Genomic DNA, 14,747 nt, shown 5'->3' on the forward strand with positions numbered 1-14,747 from the left:
TTGAATTTGCGCATGTTCATGAGCGAAGTACCACGCCGCTGTCATCTTCCCAGTACACGTAAACCTGATCGCCCCAGGTCGGACGCTGGCCACGGCGCTCGGCGTTGGCCACGAACGACTGCACCAGTTTGCCGCTCGGCAATTCGACGTAGAACACCGAGTGGCCGCCGAGGTAGGCGATGTCGTGCACTTTGCCGCTCGACCAGTTGTATTCGCAGGTCGGCATCTGGGCGGTGACCAGCAGTTTCTCCGGACGAATCGCGTAAGTGACCGACTTGTCCTGCACCGAGGTACTGATGCCGTGGCCGACGTAGATCTGCCGATCGAGGTCTTTGCAGGTGATGGTCGCGTAACCCTCGGCGTCGTCGATCACTTCACCTTCGAAGATGTTGACGTTGCCGATGAATTCGCAGACCAGACGGCTGGTCGGGGTTTCGTAGATGTCGATCGGGCTGCCGATCTGCGCGATCCAGCCCAGGTGCATGATCGCAATGCGTTCGGCCATGGTCATGGCCTCTTCCTGATCGTGGGTGACCATGACGCAGGTCACGCCGACGCGCTCGATGATCTCGACCAGCTCAAGCTGCATCTGCGAACGCAGTTTCTTGTCCAGTGCGCCCATCGGCTCGTCGAGCAGCAACAGCTTCGGCCGCTTGGCCAACGAACGCGCCAGCGCCACACGCTGACGCTGGCCGCCGGACAACTGATGCGGCTTGCGTTTGGCGAACTGGCTCATCTGCACCAGTTTGAGCATTTCGGCCACACGCGCATCAACTTCAGCCGCCGGGATCTTGTCCTGCTTGAGGCCGAACGCGATGTTCTGCGCCACGGTCATGTGCGGGAACAAGGCGTAGGACTGGAACATCATGTTGATCGGCCGCTCGTACGGCGGCATATCGGTGATGTCCACGCCATCGAGGAAAATGCGCCCCTCCGTGGGCCGTTCAAACCCTGCGAGCATGCGCAGCAAGGTGGATTTGCCCGATCCCGAACCGCCGAGCAGGGCGAAGATTTCGCCCTTCTTGATTTCCAGGGACACGTCGTCCACGGCAATCGTCTCGTCGAACTTCTTCGTGACCCGGTCGATTTTGACCAACACCTGCTTCGGTGTCTGGTCGCCCTCGAGGGCTTTCTTGTAGGCGCCGGAGGCAACTGCCATTTACGAAACTCCCAAAACAAAAGAGTGCAGTTCGCTCAAGGTGAGCCAACCTTGGTTAGTTTGATCCTTGCCGCTATTTGCCCGACTTGACCTTGGTCCAGCTGCGGGTCATCAAACGTTGAATGTTCGGTGGTAACTCGGTCGATACGTAGGTTTTGTCGAGCACCGCTTGCGGCGGATAAACCGCGGCGTCGGTGCGAATCGACTGCTCCATCAACTTGTCCGACGCCGGGTTCGGGTTGGCGTAGCCCACGTAATCACTGACCTGGGCAATGACTTCGGGTTTGAGCAGATAGTTGATGAACGCATGCGCTTCTTTGACGTTGGTCGAGTCCTTTGGAATCGCCAGCATGTCGAACCACAGCGCCCCGCCCTCTTTCGGAATCGAGTAAGCGATGTTCACGCCTTTCTTCGCTTCTTCAGCGCGGTTCTTCGCCTGGAACATGTCACCGGAGAAACCGATGGCGATACAGATGTCACCGTTGGCCAGGTCCGAGATGTATTTGGACGAGTGGAAATACGTCACGTAAGGCCGCACCGCGAGCAACTTGGCTTCAGCCTTTTTGTAATCCTTGGGATCGGTGCTGTTGGCGTTCAAACCCATGTAGTTGAGAACGGTGGGCATCATTTCATCGGCGGAATCGAGGAACGCGACGCCGCAGCTGTGCAGTTTCTTGATGTTCTCCGGCTCGAACAGCACGCTCCACGAATCGATCTTGTCGACGCCGAGCACGGCTTTGATTTTGTCGACGTTGTAACCGATGCCGTTGGTGCCCCACAGGTACGGCACGGCGTACAAGTTGCCCGGATCATTCTGTTCCAGGCGCTTGAGCAAGACCGGATCGAGGTTGGCGTAGTTGCTCAGTTGTTTCTTGTCGAGCTTCTGGAAAGCGCCAGCCTTGATCTGCTTGCCGAGGAAGTGGTTGGACGGCACGACCACGTCGTAACCGGTACGTCCGGCCAGCAACTTGCCTTCCAGGGTTTCGTTGGAGTCGAAGACGTCGTAAACCGGCTTGATCGAGCTTTCCTTCTCGAAGTCGGCCAAGGTGTTCGGACCGATGTAATCCGACCAGTTATAAATATGCACAGTGCCGGCAGCCTGGACACTGAAGGCCAGTGTCAACCCGGCGCCGACCAGCATGGCGTTGCGTAACAAAGAAAAAATAGGCAAGTGGAGGTCCTCTAAAATTAGTTGGGCCCAAGTTGCCCCGTGTGCATGACAGCCGTAGCTGCCTGACAACAAAACCGGCGCGCAACTTACCCTCGATAAACCTTTGCAGCAAACTTTATGCAGATCTGTAGCAGCTGCCGCAGGCTGTGTTCAACGGCGAAGCAGTTGCGCTGTCGAGATCGCGGAGGTCCTACGGACCTCAACGCAGCCTTCGGCAGCTGCTACAGGGGTCTATTTACTTACCGGATTTAATCTTGGTCCAGCTGCGAGTCATGATCCGCTGGGTCGCGGCCGGCAGGTCGGCAATCGCGTACAGCTTGGCCAATACGTCAGCCGGTGGATAAACGCCCGGGTCGCTGGTGATGTCTTTATCAACCAGTGCGGTGGCCGCAGCGTTACCGTTCGGGAAACGCACCGCGTTGGTGATCTCGGCCATGATTTCCGGCTTCTGCAGGAAGGTCATGAACTTGTAGGCGCCTTCGACGTTTTCGGCATCTTTAGGGATGGCGACCATGTCGTAGAAGCTGCCCGCACCTTCTTTCGGAATGTTGTAGCTGACTTTCACCTTGTCACCGGCTTCAGCCGCGCGGGACTTGGCCTGGTAAATGTCACCCGAGTAACCGACCGCGACGCAGATGTTGCCGTTGGCCAGGTCGGAGATGTACTTGGACGAGTGGAAGTAGCCCACCGAAGGACGAATCTTCAGGAACAGCGCTTCGGCTTCGGCCAGTTGTTTTTTGTCCTGGCTGTCGGTTGGATAGCCCAGGTAATGCAACGCCACCGGAAGCATCTCGGTTGGCGAATCGAGGAAACTGATCCCGCAGGATTTCAACTTGGCAGCGTTCTCAGGTTTGAACAGCAAGTCCCAGGAATTGGTTGGCGCATCGGCACCCAGTGCAGCCTTGACCTTCTCGGCGTTGAAGCCGATGCCGATCGAACCCCACATGTACGGGAAGGCATGTTCGTTGCCCGGGTCGCTGACAGCCACAGCTTTGAGCAGGTCCGGGTTCAGGTTCTTCCAGTTAGGCAGCTTGGACTTGTCCAGCTTCTGGTAAACGCCGGCCTTGATTTGCTTGGCGAGGAAGTTGTTCGACGGCACGACGATGTCGTAGCCGGACTTGCCCGCGAGCAACTTCGCTTCCAGCGTTTCGTTGCTGTCGAACACGTCGTAGACCACTTTGATCCCCGACTCGGCTTCGAACTTCTTGACGGTATCCGGCGCGATGTAATCGGACCAGTTGTACACGTGCAGGACCTTGTCATCCGCCTGAACTGCACCCGCCATCACGCCCATAAGGGACATGGCGAGGAGGGTCTTGCCAGCTATCTTCATACCTAATGCCTTCATGGGTAATGCTCCAGTTTTTCTTTTTAACCACGTGTCCGGCGATCTGTCACAGGGCATCCGAACGACCGGTAGTCTGGCAAGTTCCGAGGCAGGCTTTCAAGGAAAGTCCGAGCCTTTGTTTGCACTGAGCGAAGTGCCGACCGCGCACCTCGCTCAGAGCCTAGCACTTAGCCCTGCAACGCACTCAGGGTCAGGTCCAGGCACTTGCGTGCCTTGGTCACCAGTTCATCGATCTCCGCCTCGGTAATCACCAGTGGCGGCGAGATGATCATGGTGTCGCCAACCGCGCGCATGATCAGGCCGTTGTCGAAGCAGAAGGTTCGGCAAATCATGCCGACGCCCTTGCCTTCGTAACGCTTGCGAGTGGCTTTGTCCTGCACCAGCTCAATCGCCCCCAACATGCCGACGCCGCGCACTTCCCCCACCAATGGGTGATCGCCCAGCTCCCGCAGACGCTTTTGCAAATAGGGTGCCGTTTCAGCGTGGACGCGCTCGATAATTTTTTCTTCGCGCAGGATGCGGATGTTTTCCAGCGCCACCGCAGCAGCCACCGGGTGCCCGGAATAGGTGAAGCCGTGGTTGAAATCGCCGCCCTCATTGAGCACTTTCACCACTTCATCACGCACGATCAGGCCACCCATCGGGATGTAACCGGAAGTCAGGCCTTTGGCGATGGTCATCATGTCCGGTTGCAGATCGTAATGATCGCTACCGAACCACTCACCGGTGCGACCGAAACCACAGATCACTTCGTCGGCGACGAACAGGATGTCGTACTTGGCGAGAATTTCCTTGATGCGCGGCCAGTAAGTCTCTGGCGGCACGATCACGCCACCGGCGCCCTGGATCGGCTCGGCAATAAAGGCACCGACGTTATCCACGCCGACTTCGAGAATTTTCTCTTCCAGTTGATTGGCCGCCCAGATCCCGAATTCTTCCGGGCTCATGTCGCCACCTTCACCGAACCAGTAAGGCTGGGCGATGTGGACGATGCCCGGGATCGGCAAGTCGCCCTGTTCGTGCATGTAAGTCATGCCGCCAAGGCTCGCGCCGGCCACGGTGGAACCGTGATAACCGTTCTTGCGGCTGATGATGACTTTCTTGTTCGGCTGGCCTTTGATCGCCCAATAGTGGCGAACCATACGCAGCATGGTGTCGTTGCCTTCGGAGCCGGAACCGGTGAAGAACACGTGGTTCATGCCTTGCGGCGCGATGTCGGCGATGGCTTTGGCCAGCTCCAGCACCGGCGGGTGCGCAGTCTGGAAAAACAGATTGTAGTAAGGCAGTTCGCGCATCTGTTTGGCAGCGGCATCGGCCAGTTCATCGCGACCGTAACCGATCGCCACGCACCACAGGCCGGCCATGCCGTCGAGAATCTTGTTGCCTTCACTGTCCCAGAGATAAACGCCCTTGGCGCTGGTGATGATGCGCGGGCCTTTCTCTTTGAGTTGTTTGAAATCGCTGAACGGCGCCAAGTGGTGATCGCTGCTCAAGGCTTGCCATTCACGTGTTTGCGGATTGTTGCTGGTCATGCGAATTCTCCTGTTGATCCAGTGAAGGCGCCGCCAGCTTCGGCGGCGCCCGGCGTATCAGACGGCGAAGAGCAGGAATTCCCGCTCCCATGAGCTGATCACGCGCTTGAAGTTTTCATGCTCGGCCCGCTTGACCGCGACGTAGCCAGTGATGAATTTCTTGCCCAGGTATTTCTCGATGGTCGCGCTGTTTTCCATGCGTTCCAGCGCGTCCTCGATGGTCAGCGGCAGGCGCAGGTTGCGGCGTTCATAGCCACGACCGACCACCGGCGCACTTGGGTTCAGGCCTTCGACCATGCCGATGTAGCCGCAGAGCAGGCTCGCGGCAATCGCCAGGTACGGGTTGGCGTCGGCGCCCGGCAGGCGGTTTTCCACCCGACGGTTCTGCGGCCCGGCGTCCGGCACGCGCAGGCCGACAGTGCGGTTTTCTTCGCCCCACTCCACGTTCACCGGCGCCGAGGTATCGGGCAGGAAGCGGCGGAACGAATTGACGTTGGGCGCGAACAGCGGCAGCAATTCCGGAATCAGTTTCTGCAGGCCACCGATGTGGTGCAGGAACAGCTGGCTCATGGTGCCGTCGGCATTCGAGAAGACGTTCTTGCCGGTTTCGATATCGATGATGCTCTGGTGCAAGTGCATCGCGCTGCCCGGCTCGCCGGTCATGGGTTTGGCCATGAAAGTCGCGGCCACGTCATGCTTGAGCGCCGCTTCGCGCATGGTGCGCTTGAACACCAGAATCTGGTCGGCCAGCGACAGGGCGTCGCCGTGACGGAAGTTGATTTCCATCTGCGCCGTGCCGTCCTCGTGAATCAACGTGTCGAGGTCCAGTTCCTGCAATTCGCACCAGTCGTAGACGTCTTCGAACAATGGGTCGAATTCGTTCGCCGCTTCAATCGAGAACGACTGGCGACCGGTTTCCGGGCGACCGGAACGGCCAATCGGCGGTTGCAGCGGGAAGTCCGGGTCTTCGCAGCGCTTGGTCAGGTAGAACTCCATTTCCGGCGCGACAATCGGCTGCCAGCCTTTGTCGGCGTAGAGTTTCAGCACCTTCTTCAACACGTTGCGCGGCGACAGCTCGATCGGGTTGCCTTGCTTGTCGTAGGTGTCGTGGATCACCTGCGCCGTCGGCTCGATGGACCAGGGGACCAGGTACACGGCGTTCTGGTCGGGACGGCAGATCATGTCGATGTCGGCCGGGTCGAGCAGTTCGTAATAGATGTCATCTTCGACATAGTCGCCGGTTACGGTCTGCAACAGAACGCTTTCGGGCAGGCGCATGCCTTTTTCGGCAATGAACTTGTTGGTCGGCGAAATCTTGCCCCGGGTGATCCCGGTCAAGTCGGCGATCATGCATTCGACTTCTGTGATCTTGTGGTCTTTCAACCAATCGGTGAGCTGGTCGAGGTTGTTACTCATAAATGCCTCTTAGGCTGGGTTTCCTGACTCGTATAAGTCAGGCGTTTAAGTCAGGCGTTAATTGACGCATCGGCGTGACTTGATACAGATTGCCACTGCGCCGACCGCGCACATATGCCGTTGAAGGCTGCGCGAGAGTGTAGAGGGGCGACGGTCGTGCGTGCAGAATCGTGAGCAGTTCGCCGCGCCTCGGCTGAGCCGGCGCAGTCAAACGGTTCTATATTGGAAAGACGAGTAGTAAAGAGAATGTGCTGTGGGCCGTCCAGAATATCGGACGGGGCCAGCGAGATCACCGGGGAAGGAAGAGTCGACGCCGCGCCATTGGCAATGCTGGCCTTGGCGTGGACGTAACAATCGCCACTGATGTGATAAGCATACAGACCGATCTGCCTGGAGCAGACGGTGACGCCGATTAACGGCAGGCGAGACATGAAGCACCCCGGTATTATTGCTGTTATGGGTTTGAATCGGAGCTTAGCCTTGTTCATTTTTTTACACAACACCCCCGTAAAAAATACAACACGGCCCGCTCAAGCCCGCAGACATCAAAGTATTCAAAGGCATAAAAACGCCCCAAAGTGCCTCAAAAAAGCCACTTGAGCGCTTTTTTAGGGCAAAAAAGGCCTTGCTTGACTTCGGCATGCCGTTCGGGTTGACTGAAACCCGAAGAGCTCAATGATTGATATTTTTAACAACAAAGGTGTTGCATCATGTCGGTACCCCCGCGTGCCGTTCAGCTTAACGAAGCGAACGCGTTCCTTAAGGAACATCCTGAGGTTCTGTACGTTGACCTTCTGATTGCGGATATGAATGGTGTGGTGCGCGGCAAGCGCATTGAACGCACCAGTCTCCACAAGGTTTACGAGAAAGGCATCAACCTGCCGGCCTCTCTATTTGCTCTGGATATCAATGGCTCGACGGTGGAAAGCACCGGCCTGGGCCTGGACATCGGCGATGCTGACCGAATCTGCTATCCAATCCCAGACACCCTGTGCAACGAGCCTTGGCAGAAGCGCCCTACCGCGCAACTGTTAATGACCATGCACGAACTCGAAGGTGAACCCTTCTTCGCGGATCCCCGTGAAGTCCTGCGCCAAGTTGTTACCAAGTTTGACGAGATGGGCCTGACCATCTGCGCCGCATTCGAACTTGAGTTCTACCTGATCGACCAGGAGAACGTGAACGGCCGCCCGCAACCGCCGCGCTCGCCGATCTCCGGCAAACGCCCGCATTCGACACAGGTCTACCTGATCGACGACCTCGACGAATACGTCGACTGCCTCCAGGACATTCTGGAAGGTGCGAAAGAGCAAGGCATCCCGGCCGACGCCATCGTCAAGGAAAGTGCCCCGGCGCAGTTCGAAGTGAACCTGCACCACGTCGCCGACCCGATCAAGGCATGCGACTACGCGGTACTGCTCAAGCGTCTGATCAAGAACATCGCCTACGACCATGAAATGGACACCACCTTCATGGCCAAGCCTTACCCGGGCCAGGCAGGTAACGGTTTGCATGTCCACATCTCGATTCTCGACCGTGACGGCAAGAATATTTTTGCCAGCGAGGATCCCGAGCAGAACGCCGCACTGCGTCACGCGATCGGCGGTGTGCTCGAGACCCTGCCGGCGCAGATGGCTTTCCTCTGCCCGAACGTCAACTCGTACCGTCGTTTCGGCGCACAGTTTTACGTGCCGAACTCACCGTGCTGGGGCCTGGACAACCGGACTGTGGCGATTCGCGTGCCGACCGGTTCGTCCGATGCCGTGCGTATCGAGCATCGTGTAGCCGGTGCCGACGCCAACCCGTATTTGCTGATGGCTTCGGTTCTGGCGGGCGTGCATCACGGCCTGACCAACAAGATCGAGCCGGGCGCACCGGTTGAAGGCAACAGCTACGAGCAGAATGAGCAAAGCCTGCCGAACAACCTGCGCGACGCATTGCGCGAGTTGGACGACAGCGAGGTGATGGCCAAGTACATCGATCCGAAGTACATCGATATCTTCGTCGCCTGCAAGGAAAGTGAGCTGGAGGAGTTCGAACACTCCATCTCCGACCTTGAGTACAACTGGTACCTGCATACCGTTTAAGCGGTTGCAGAAAAAAAACGCCGCCGGCTGCTGAAGCCTGCGGCGTTTTTTTATGGCCAGCAAAAAATCCTGTGGCGAGGGGGCTTGCCCCCGTAGGGTTGCGCAGCAGCCCCAAACCGAATCTGATCAAATCACGCACACCACATGTACCGGATTTGGGAGCGCTGCGCACTCCAACGGGGGCAAGCCCCCTCGCCACGGGGTATGGATCAATTCCAACCACTGCGTACAATGCCCGCAGCCCCGCAGGAGGACTTCAATGACGCGCCCCGCCCCTATTCGCAAACCCCGCGCACGCAGCCAGGCGCGGATCGATTCGATCCTCGATGCCGCCCGCACGCTGCTGGCCGCCGAGGGCGTGGCGAGCCTGTCGATCTACAGCGTCGCCGAGCGTGCGGAGATCCCGCCCTCCTCCGTCTACCACTTCTTCGCCAGCGTCCCGGCGCTGCTCGAAGCGCTGACCGCCGACGTCCACGGCGCATTCCGCGCCTGCCTGCAAGCGCCGATCAATCACGATGAGCTAAACGGTTGGCGCGACCTCTCGCAACTGGTCGAGCAACGCATGCTCGACATCTACGGCGAAGACGCCGCCGCGCGCCAACTGATCCTCGCGCAACACGGCTTGACCGAAGTCACCCAGGCCGACCGCCAGCACGACATCGAACTAGGCGACCTGATGCACAAGTTGTTCGACCATCACTTTGAATTGCCGCGCCTGCCGAGCGATGTCGACGTGTTTGCATTGGCGATGGAATTGGGCGACCGCGTTTACGCGCGCTCAGTGCAGCAACACGGGCAAATCACCCCGCGCATGGCCGAAGAAGGCATGCGGGTGTTTGATGCCTATCTGGGACTGTATCTGCCGCCGTACCTGCCCAAGCGCACATTGTCGGCCTGAGCTGATCGTTCCCATGCTCCGCGTGGGAACGATCAGGGCAGACGCTCGCCGCTGCTTACAACTTGGCGATCGACACTTCGGTGGATTTGACGAAGGCGATTACTTCGCTGCCGACCACCAGTTCCAGCTCTTTCACCGAACGCGTGGTGATCACCGAAGTGACGATGCCGGACGCGGTTTGCACGTCGATTTCCGACAACACGTCACCCAGGACGATTTCCTTGATCGAGCCTTTGAACTGGTTACGAACGTTGATGGCTTTGATAGTCATGCGATTTCTCCTCGGGTCGAAATGAGCTGCAAGCGGCAAGCTACAAGCCGCAAGAAAAAGCACCTGCTTCCTCTTGCCGCTTGAAGCTTGCAACTTGCCGCTGCCTCTATTGCGCCCAACGCAATTGCGTGGGCAATGGTGAAACGGGTTCCGGTTCCGGTGGCTCGCCGGGGAGCGACAACACGCGGTTGAGTACTTCGGTTTCCAGCGCCGCCAGCCGATGCGAGCCGCGCACACGCGGGCGTGGCAGTTCGACGTGAAGGTCGAGGCCGACTTCGCCGTCCTCGATCAGGATCACCCGGTCAGCAATCGCCACCGCTTCGCTGACGTCGTGAGTCACCAGCAACACGGTGAAGCCGTGTTTTTGCCAGAGCCGTTCGATCAGTTGCTGCATCTCGATTCGGGTCAGCGCATCGAGGGCGCCCAGCGGTTCGTCCAGCAGCAGCAAGCGCGGTTGGTGGATCAGCGCGCGGGCCAGCGCCACGCGTTGCTTCTGGCCACCGGACAGCGCCGCTGGCCACTCATTGGCGCGGTCCGCCAGGCCAACCGATTCCAGTGCTTCCAGGGCTTTCGGCCGCCAGTCGTCGCCGAGCCCGAGGCCGACGTTGTCGATGACTTTTTTCCACGGCAGCAGACGCGCTTCCTGGAACATCAATCGCGTGTCTTCGCGGGCCTCGCTGAGCGGCGCCGAACCGGCCAGCAGTTCGCCGCCGGTAGGTTTGTCGAGACCGGCGAGCAAGCGCAGCAAGGTGCTTTTGCCGCACCCGCTGCGCCCGACTACAGCAACGAATTGCCCAGCCGGAATGTGCAGGTCAATCTCGCGCAGCACTTGCCGCGCGCCGAAGGTCTTTTGCAGCTTGCGCACCACCAGCGGAATTCCGCGCAGCAGGCGTGGGGGTTGTTGCGCGGTCAGATGTTGAGCGGTCATGCGGCACCTCCCTTGGCGACTTGATACGCCGGATGCCAGCGCAGCCACACACGTTCAAGTCCACGGGCGGCGAGGTCGGCGAGTTTGCCGAGCACCGCGTACAGCAGAATCGCCAAAACCACGACGTCGGTCTGCAGGAATTCGCGCGCGTTCATCGCCAGATAACCGATGCCGGAACTCGCGGAAATGGTTTCCGCGACGATCAGCGTCAGCCACATGAAGCCCAGCGCGAAACGCACGCCAACCAGAATCGACGGCAACGCGCCCGGCAGAATCACCTGCCGGAACAGGCTGAAACCGCTCAAGCCGTAACTGCGCGCCATCTCCACCAGTGCCGGATCGACGTTGCGGATGCCGTGATACGTGTTGAGGTAAATCGGGAACAACGTGCCCAGCGCCACCAGAAAAATCTTCGCCGACTCGTCGATGCCGAACCACAGGATCACCAGCGGAATCAGCGCCAGGTGCGGCACGTTGCGGACCATTTGCACCGAACTGTCGAGCAAGCGTTCGCCCCACTTCGACAGGCCGGTGATGAAACCGAGCACCAGACCGATGCTGCCGCCGATGGTAAAACCGAGGGCCGCGCGCCAGCCGCTGATGGCCAGGTGCGTCCAGATTTCACCGCTGCGCACCAGACTGACGCCGGCCTCGATCACTGCAATCGGCGCCGGCAGAATCCGCGTCGACAACCAGCCCGCCGACACCGACAACTGCCACACCGCCAGCAGCAACACCGGCAACGCCCACGGCGCAAGGTTGTGGATAATTCTCTTCATGACGGCGCCTCAGCTCTGGGACGCGGCTTTGGGGAGAATATCGTTGGCGACCATCTCGCCGAACGGGCTGACGAAGTTGGCCCCTTGAGGCTGTTCCGGGCGCTGGACGTCGATGTGCGGGAACAGCAACTCGGCGACCCGGTAGGCCTCTTCGAGGTGTGGATAACCGGAGAAAATAAACGTGTCGATGCCCAGGTCGGCGTATTCCTTCATCCGCGCCGCGACGGTCGGACCGTCACCCACCAGCGCCGTGCCGGCACCGCCACGCACCAGGCCGACACCGGCCCAGAGGTTGGGGCTGACTTCCAGATTGTCGCGACTGCCACCGTGCAGCGCGGCCATGCGTTGCTGGCCGACCGAATCGAAACGCGACAGTGAAGCCTGAGCACGCGCGATGGTTTCGTCGTCGACGTGCGAGATCAGTCGATCCGCTGCGGCCCACGCTTGCTCGTTGGTTTCGCGCACGATCACATGCAAACGAATGCCGAAGCGCACGGTACGCCCGAGCTTCGCCGCTTTCGCCCGCACTTGTGCAATCTTCTCGGCCACCGCCGCGGGCGGTTCGCCCCAGGTCAGGACCATTTCCACTTGTTCAGCGGCCAAGTCCTGCGCCGCTTCCGACGAGCCGCCGAAGTACAGCGGCGGACGCGGTTGCTGGATCGGCGGATAGAGCAGTTTGGCGCCCTTCACGCTGATGTGCTGGCCGTCGTAATCGACGGTTTCGCCTTCGAGCACGCGGCGCCAGATGCGGGTGAATTCCACCGAAGCCTGATAACGCTCTTCGTGGCTGAGAAACAAACCATCGCCGGCCAATTCGTCCGGATCACCGCCCGTGACCAGGTTGAACAACGCCCGCCCGCCGGACAGGCGATCCAGGGTTGCGGCCTGACGCGCGGCGACCGTCGGGGAAATGATCCCGGGGCGCAGCGCGACAAGGAATTTCAGGCGCTGGGTCACCGGGATCAGCGACGCGGCGACCAGCCAGGAGTCTTCGCAGGAGCGCCCGGTGGGGATCAACACCCCGCCAAACCCCAGGCGATCGGCCGCTTGAGCGATTTGTTGCAGATAACCGTGGTCAACGGCGCGAGCGCCTTCGGCGGTGCCAAGGTAATGGCCGTCGCCGTGGGTGGGCAGGAACCAGAAAATATTGAGGCTCATGGAGTGGTCTCCTTGGGGGTTCGAATTACTGCGCTTTGGCAACGGCTGCCGGTGGCGTCCAGATCACGTCTTTGATGCTCAACGGCTTGGGAATCAGTTTGAGCTGATAGAAGCTGTCGGCGATTTTCTGTTGCGCAGCGACCACTTCCGGGGTCAGGAACAGCGCGCCGTAGCCCTGGCGTTTAACCGAGGTCAGGGTGATGTCCGCCGGCAAGCCGAGCAGCGGCGAGACCTGTTTGGTCACGTCTTCAGGATTGGCTTTGGACCATTCACCGACCGCGCGCACTTCTTCGACGAGGGTCTTGATCACTTCAGGATTTTTCTGCGCGTAGGGCTTGGTCGCGAGGTAGAACTGATGGTTGTCGACGATGCCCTGGCCATCGCGCAGGGTGTGCGCTTGCAGTTGCTGTTCGGCGGCGGCCTGGTACGGGTCCCAGATCACCCACGCATCGACACTGCCGCGCTCGAACGCCGCGCGGGCATCGGCGGGTGGCAGGAAGACAGTCTGGATGTCGGTGTATTTGAGGCCGGCGTCTTCGAGTGCGCGCACCAGCAGGTAGTGGACGTTCGAGCCTTTGTTGAGGGCGACTTTTTTGCCCTTGAGGTCGGCCACCGATTTGATCGGCGAGTCCTTCGGCACGAGGATCGCTTCGCTGTGCGGCGCAGGTGGTTCGTAGGCAACGTAGAGCAGATCGGCACCAGCGGCCTGAGCGAATACCGGCGGCGTTTCGCCGGTGACGCCGAAGTCGATCGAGCCGACGTTCAGGCCTTCAAGCAACTGCGGGCCGCCGGGGAATTCAGTCCATTGCACGTCCACGCCTTGCGCGGCGAGGCGTTTTTCCAAGGTGCCTTTGGCTTTGAGCAGCACCAGGGTGCCGTATTTTTGATAGCCGATTCGCAGGACGCCTTCATGGGAAGAAAGCGCTTGTGCTTGGGTAATGGCGCCGAAGGTCACAGCCGCTGCAAACAGAGCGACCAGACCACGACGCAAAATGACAGTGCGCATGGCGCTCTCCTATTTGCTGTTGGGTTTTGGCTGCACCTGCTTGGCCGTTGGCGGCTGAGTAAGGTGGAGTGGAGCAGATTCAGGGGTGGCTTGAGGGCCGTTTAAATGCTCCAGCGAGCACTTAATAAACGTTCGTTGAGCAGGTTCGGGTCGATCGGTTTCGGTCGGCGCGCCATGGCGCTGAGAAACAGTTCCAGCGATTCATCCAGGCGTTGTTCCAACTCCGGCGCCAGTTGCGCCTGGGCACTGCCCTCGGCGTAAGCAATTTGGCTGTCGACGGCGAAAATCCCGTGGAGCATTTCCTGCGCCTTCAGTGCTGACAGCACCGGTTTGAGCGCGTAATCCACCGCCAGCATGTGCGCGATGCTGCCGCCGGTAGCCATTGGCAACACCACTTTGTGATCCAGCGCGCGTTCGGGCAGCAGATCGAGCACGGTTTTCAGCGCGCCGGAGAACGACGCTTTGTAGACCGGCGTGGCGATCAGCAGGCCATCGGCGTTGGCAATCTGCTGCAACAGGTCGATCACCTTGGGGCTGTCGAAGTGTGCGTGCAGCAAGTCTTCGGCCGGGAAGTCCCGTACCTGATAACTCACCACTTCCACACCGCGTTCCTGCAACCAGCGTTGCGAGCGTTCCAGCAGCACCCCGGAACGGGAGCGTTGGCTGGGGCTGCCACCGAGTGAGACGACCAGCATTCAGATGATTCCTTGAGCAATTCAGGCGATTCGCAATGTGCGATCTCGCTTCGATGGAGTGACCTTAACAGGTGATTTATATATCCATAAATCATATTTATTCATTTGGTTATTCTTTAAAGAACTATGCAGCAAGACGATTTCCGGGCAAAAAAATAGGCCGTATAACGGCCTGAAAATCCCCTGCGTTGTGGATACGTTTCAATTCTGATTCTGCGGTGCCTGGTGGATCGTCATCGCGAGCAAGCTCGCTCCCACAGGTACAGCGCGAGCAAATGTGGGAGCGAGCTTGCTCGCGA

Annotated in this window: 14 protein-coding genes; 2 read left to right on the forward strand and 12 right to left on the reverse strand. The window is 59.4% G+C overall.

What is annotated here, in order from left to right; genetic code table 11:
• Positions 1–16: 16 nt before the first annotated feature.
• The 6 genes from BI292_RS13645 to BI292_RS13670 form a co-directional block, all read right to left on the reverse strand.
• Positions 17–1,159 (reverse strand): ABC transporter ATP-binding protein, encoded by a 1,143-nt coding sequence (locus BI292_RS13645; protein WP_092276560.1) that lies wholly within the window; start codon positions 1,157–1,159, stop codon positions 17–19.
• Between the two features lie 73 nt (positions 1,160–1,232).
• Entirely contained in the window at positions 1,233–2,330 is a 1,098-nt protein-coding gene (locus tag BI292_RS13650; RefSeq protein ID WP_101208167.1) for a polyamine ABC transporter substrate-binding protein, read from the reverse strand.
• A gap of 235 nt (positions 2,331–2,565) precedes the next feature.
• Positions 2,566–3,663 (reverse strand): polyamine ABC transporter substrate-binding protein, encoded by a 1,098-nt coding sequence (locus BI292_RS13655; protein ID WP_092276554.1) that lies wholly within the window; start codon positions 3,661–3,663, stop codon positions 2,566–2,568.
• A 182-nt stretch (positions 3,664–3,845) separates the two neighbouring features.
• A complete protein-coding gene (locus BI292_RS13660; protein WP_101208168.1) occupies positions 3,846–5,210 on the reverse strand; it encodes an aspartate aminotransferase family protein in 1,365 nt (454 codons plus the stop codon).
• A 57-nt stretch (positions 5,211–5,267) separates the two neighbouring features.
• A complete protein-coding gene (locus BI292_RS13665; protein ID WP_092276548.1) occupies positions 5,268–6,626 on the reverse strand; it encodes a glutamine synthetase family protein in 1,359 nt (452 codons plus the stop codon).
• A 50-nt stretch (positions 6,627–6,676) separates the two neighbouring features.
• The gene (locus tag BI292_RS13670) at positions 6,677–7,057 is read right to left on the reverse strand and encodes a glutamine amidotransferase (protein WP_101208181.1); all 381 of its coding nucleotides are present in this window, start codon (positions 7,055–7,057) and stop codon (positions 6,677–6,679) included.
• 279 nt (positions 7,058–7,336) lie between these two features.
• Between BI292_RS13670 and BI292_RS13675 the strand changes: the two genes are divergently transcribed.
• Together BI292_RS13675 and BI292_RS13680 are read left to right on the forward strand one after the other, a co-directional pair.
• Complete coding sequence (locus BI292_RS13675) at positions 7,337–8,713, forward strand: glutamine synthetase family protein (protein ID WP_054616983.1); 1,377 nt, start codon at positions 7,337–7,339, stop codon at positions 8,711–8,713.
• A 259-nt stretch (positions 8,714–8,972) separates the two neighbouring features.
• The gene (locus BI292_RS13680; RefSeq protein WP_092276545.1) at positions 8,973–9,611 is read left to right on the forward strand and encodes a TetR/AcrR family transcriptional regulator; all 639 of its coding nucleotides are present in this window, start codon (positions 8,973–8,975) and stop codon (positions 9,609–9,611) included.
• A 55-nt stretch (positions 9,612–9,666) separates the two neighbouring features.
• Here BI292_RS13680 and BI292_RS13685 read toward each other — a convergent pair whose 3' ends face one another.
• From BI292_RS13685 to ssuE, 6 genes are all read right to left on the reverse strand, one after another.
• Positions 9,667–9,882, reverse strand: coding sequence for a molybdopterin-binding protein (locus tag BI292_RS13685; protein ID WP_003229256.1), 216 nt, complete (start codon positions 9,880–9,882; stop codon positions 9,667–9,669).
• 106 nt (positions 9,883–9,988) lie between these two features.
• On the reverse strand, positions 9,989–10,810 hold the full coding sequence (gene ssuB / locus BI292_RS13690) for an aliphatic sulfonates ABC transporter ATP-binding protein (protein ID WP_178076579.1): 822 nt from the start codon (positions 10,808–10,810) through the stop codon (positions 9,989–9,991).
• Entirely contained in the window at positions 10,807–11,589 is a 783-nt protein-coding gene (gene ssuC / locus BI292_RS13695; protein ID WP_092276539.1) for an aliphatic sulfonate ABC transporter permease SsuC, read from the reverse strand. The genes ssuB and ssuC overlap by 4 nt, the downstream gene beginning before the upstream one ends.
• Positions 11,590–11,598: 9 nt before the next feature.
• A complete protein-coding gene (gene ssuD, locus BI292_RS13700) occupies positions 11,599–12,747 on the reverse strand; it encodes an FMNH2-dependent alkanesulfonate monooxygenase (RefSeq protein WP_101208169.1) in 1,149 nt (382 codons plus the stop codon).
• A gap of 25 nt (positions 12,748–12,772) precedes the next feature.
• A complete protein-coding gene (locus BI292_RS13705) occupies positions 12,773–13,753 on the reverse strand; it encodes a sulfonate ABC transporter substrate-binding protein (protein WP_101208170.1) in 981 nt (326 codons plus the stop codon).
• A 101-nt stretch (positions 13,754–13,854) separates the two neighbouring features.
• The gene (ssuE, locus tag BI292_RS13710; RefSeq protein WP_101208171.1) at positions 13,855–14,448 is read right to left on the reverse strand and encodes an NADPH-dependent FMN reductase; all 594 of its coding nucleotides are present in this window, start codon (positions 14,446–14,448) and stop codon (positions 13,855–13,857) included.
• Between the last annotated feature and the right edge of the window lie 299 nt (positions 14,449–14,747).

Source organism: Pseudomonas sp. 43NM1, from assembly GCF_002836905.1.
GTDB classification, from domain to species: Bacteria; Pseudomonadota; Gammaproteobacteria; order Pseudomonadales; family Pseudomonadaceae; genus Aquipseudomonas; species Aquipseudomonas prosekii.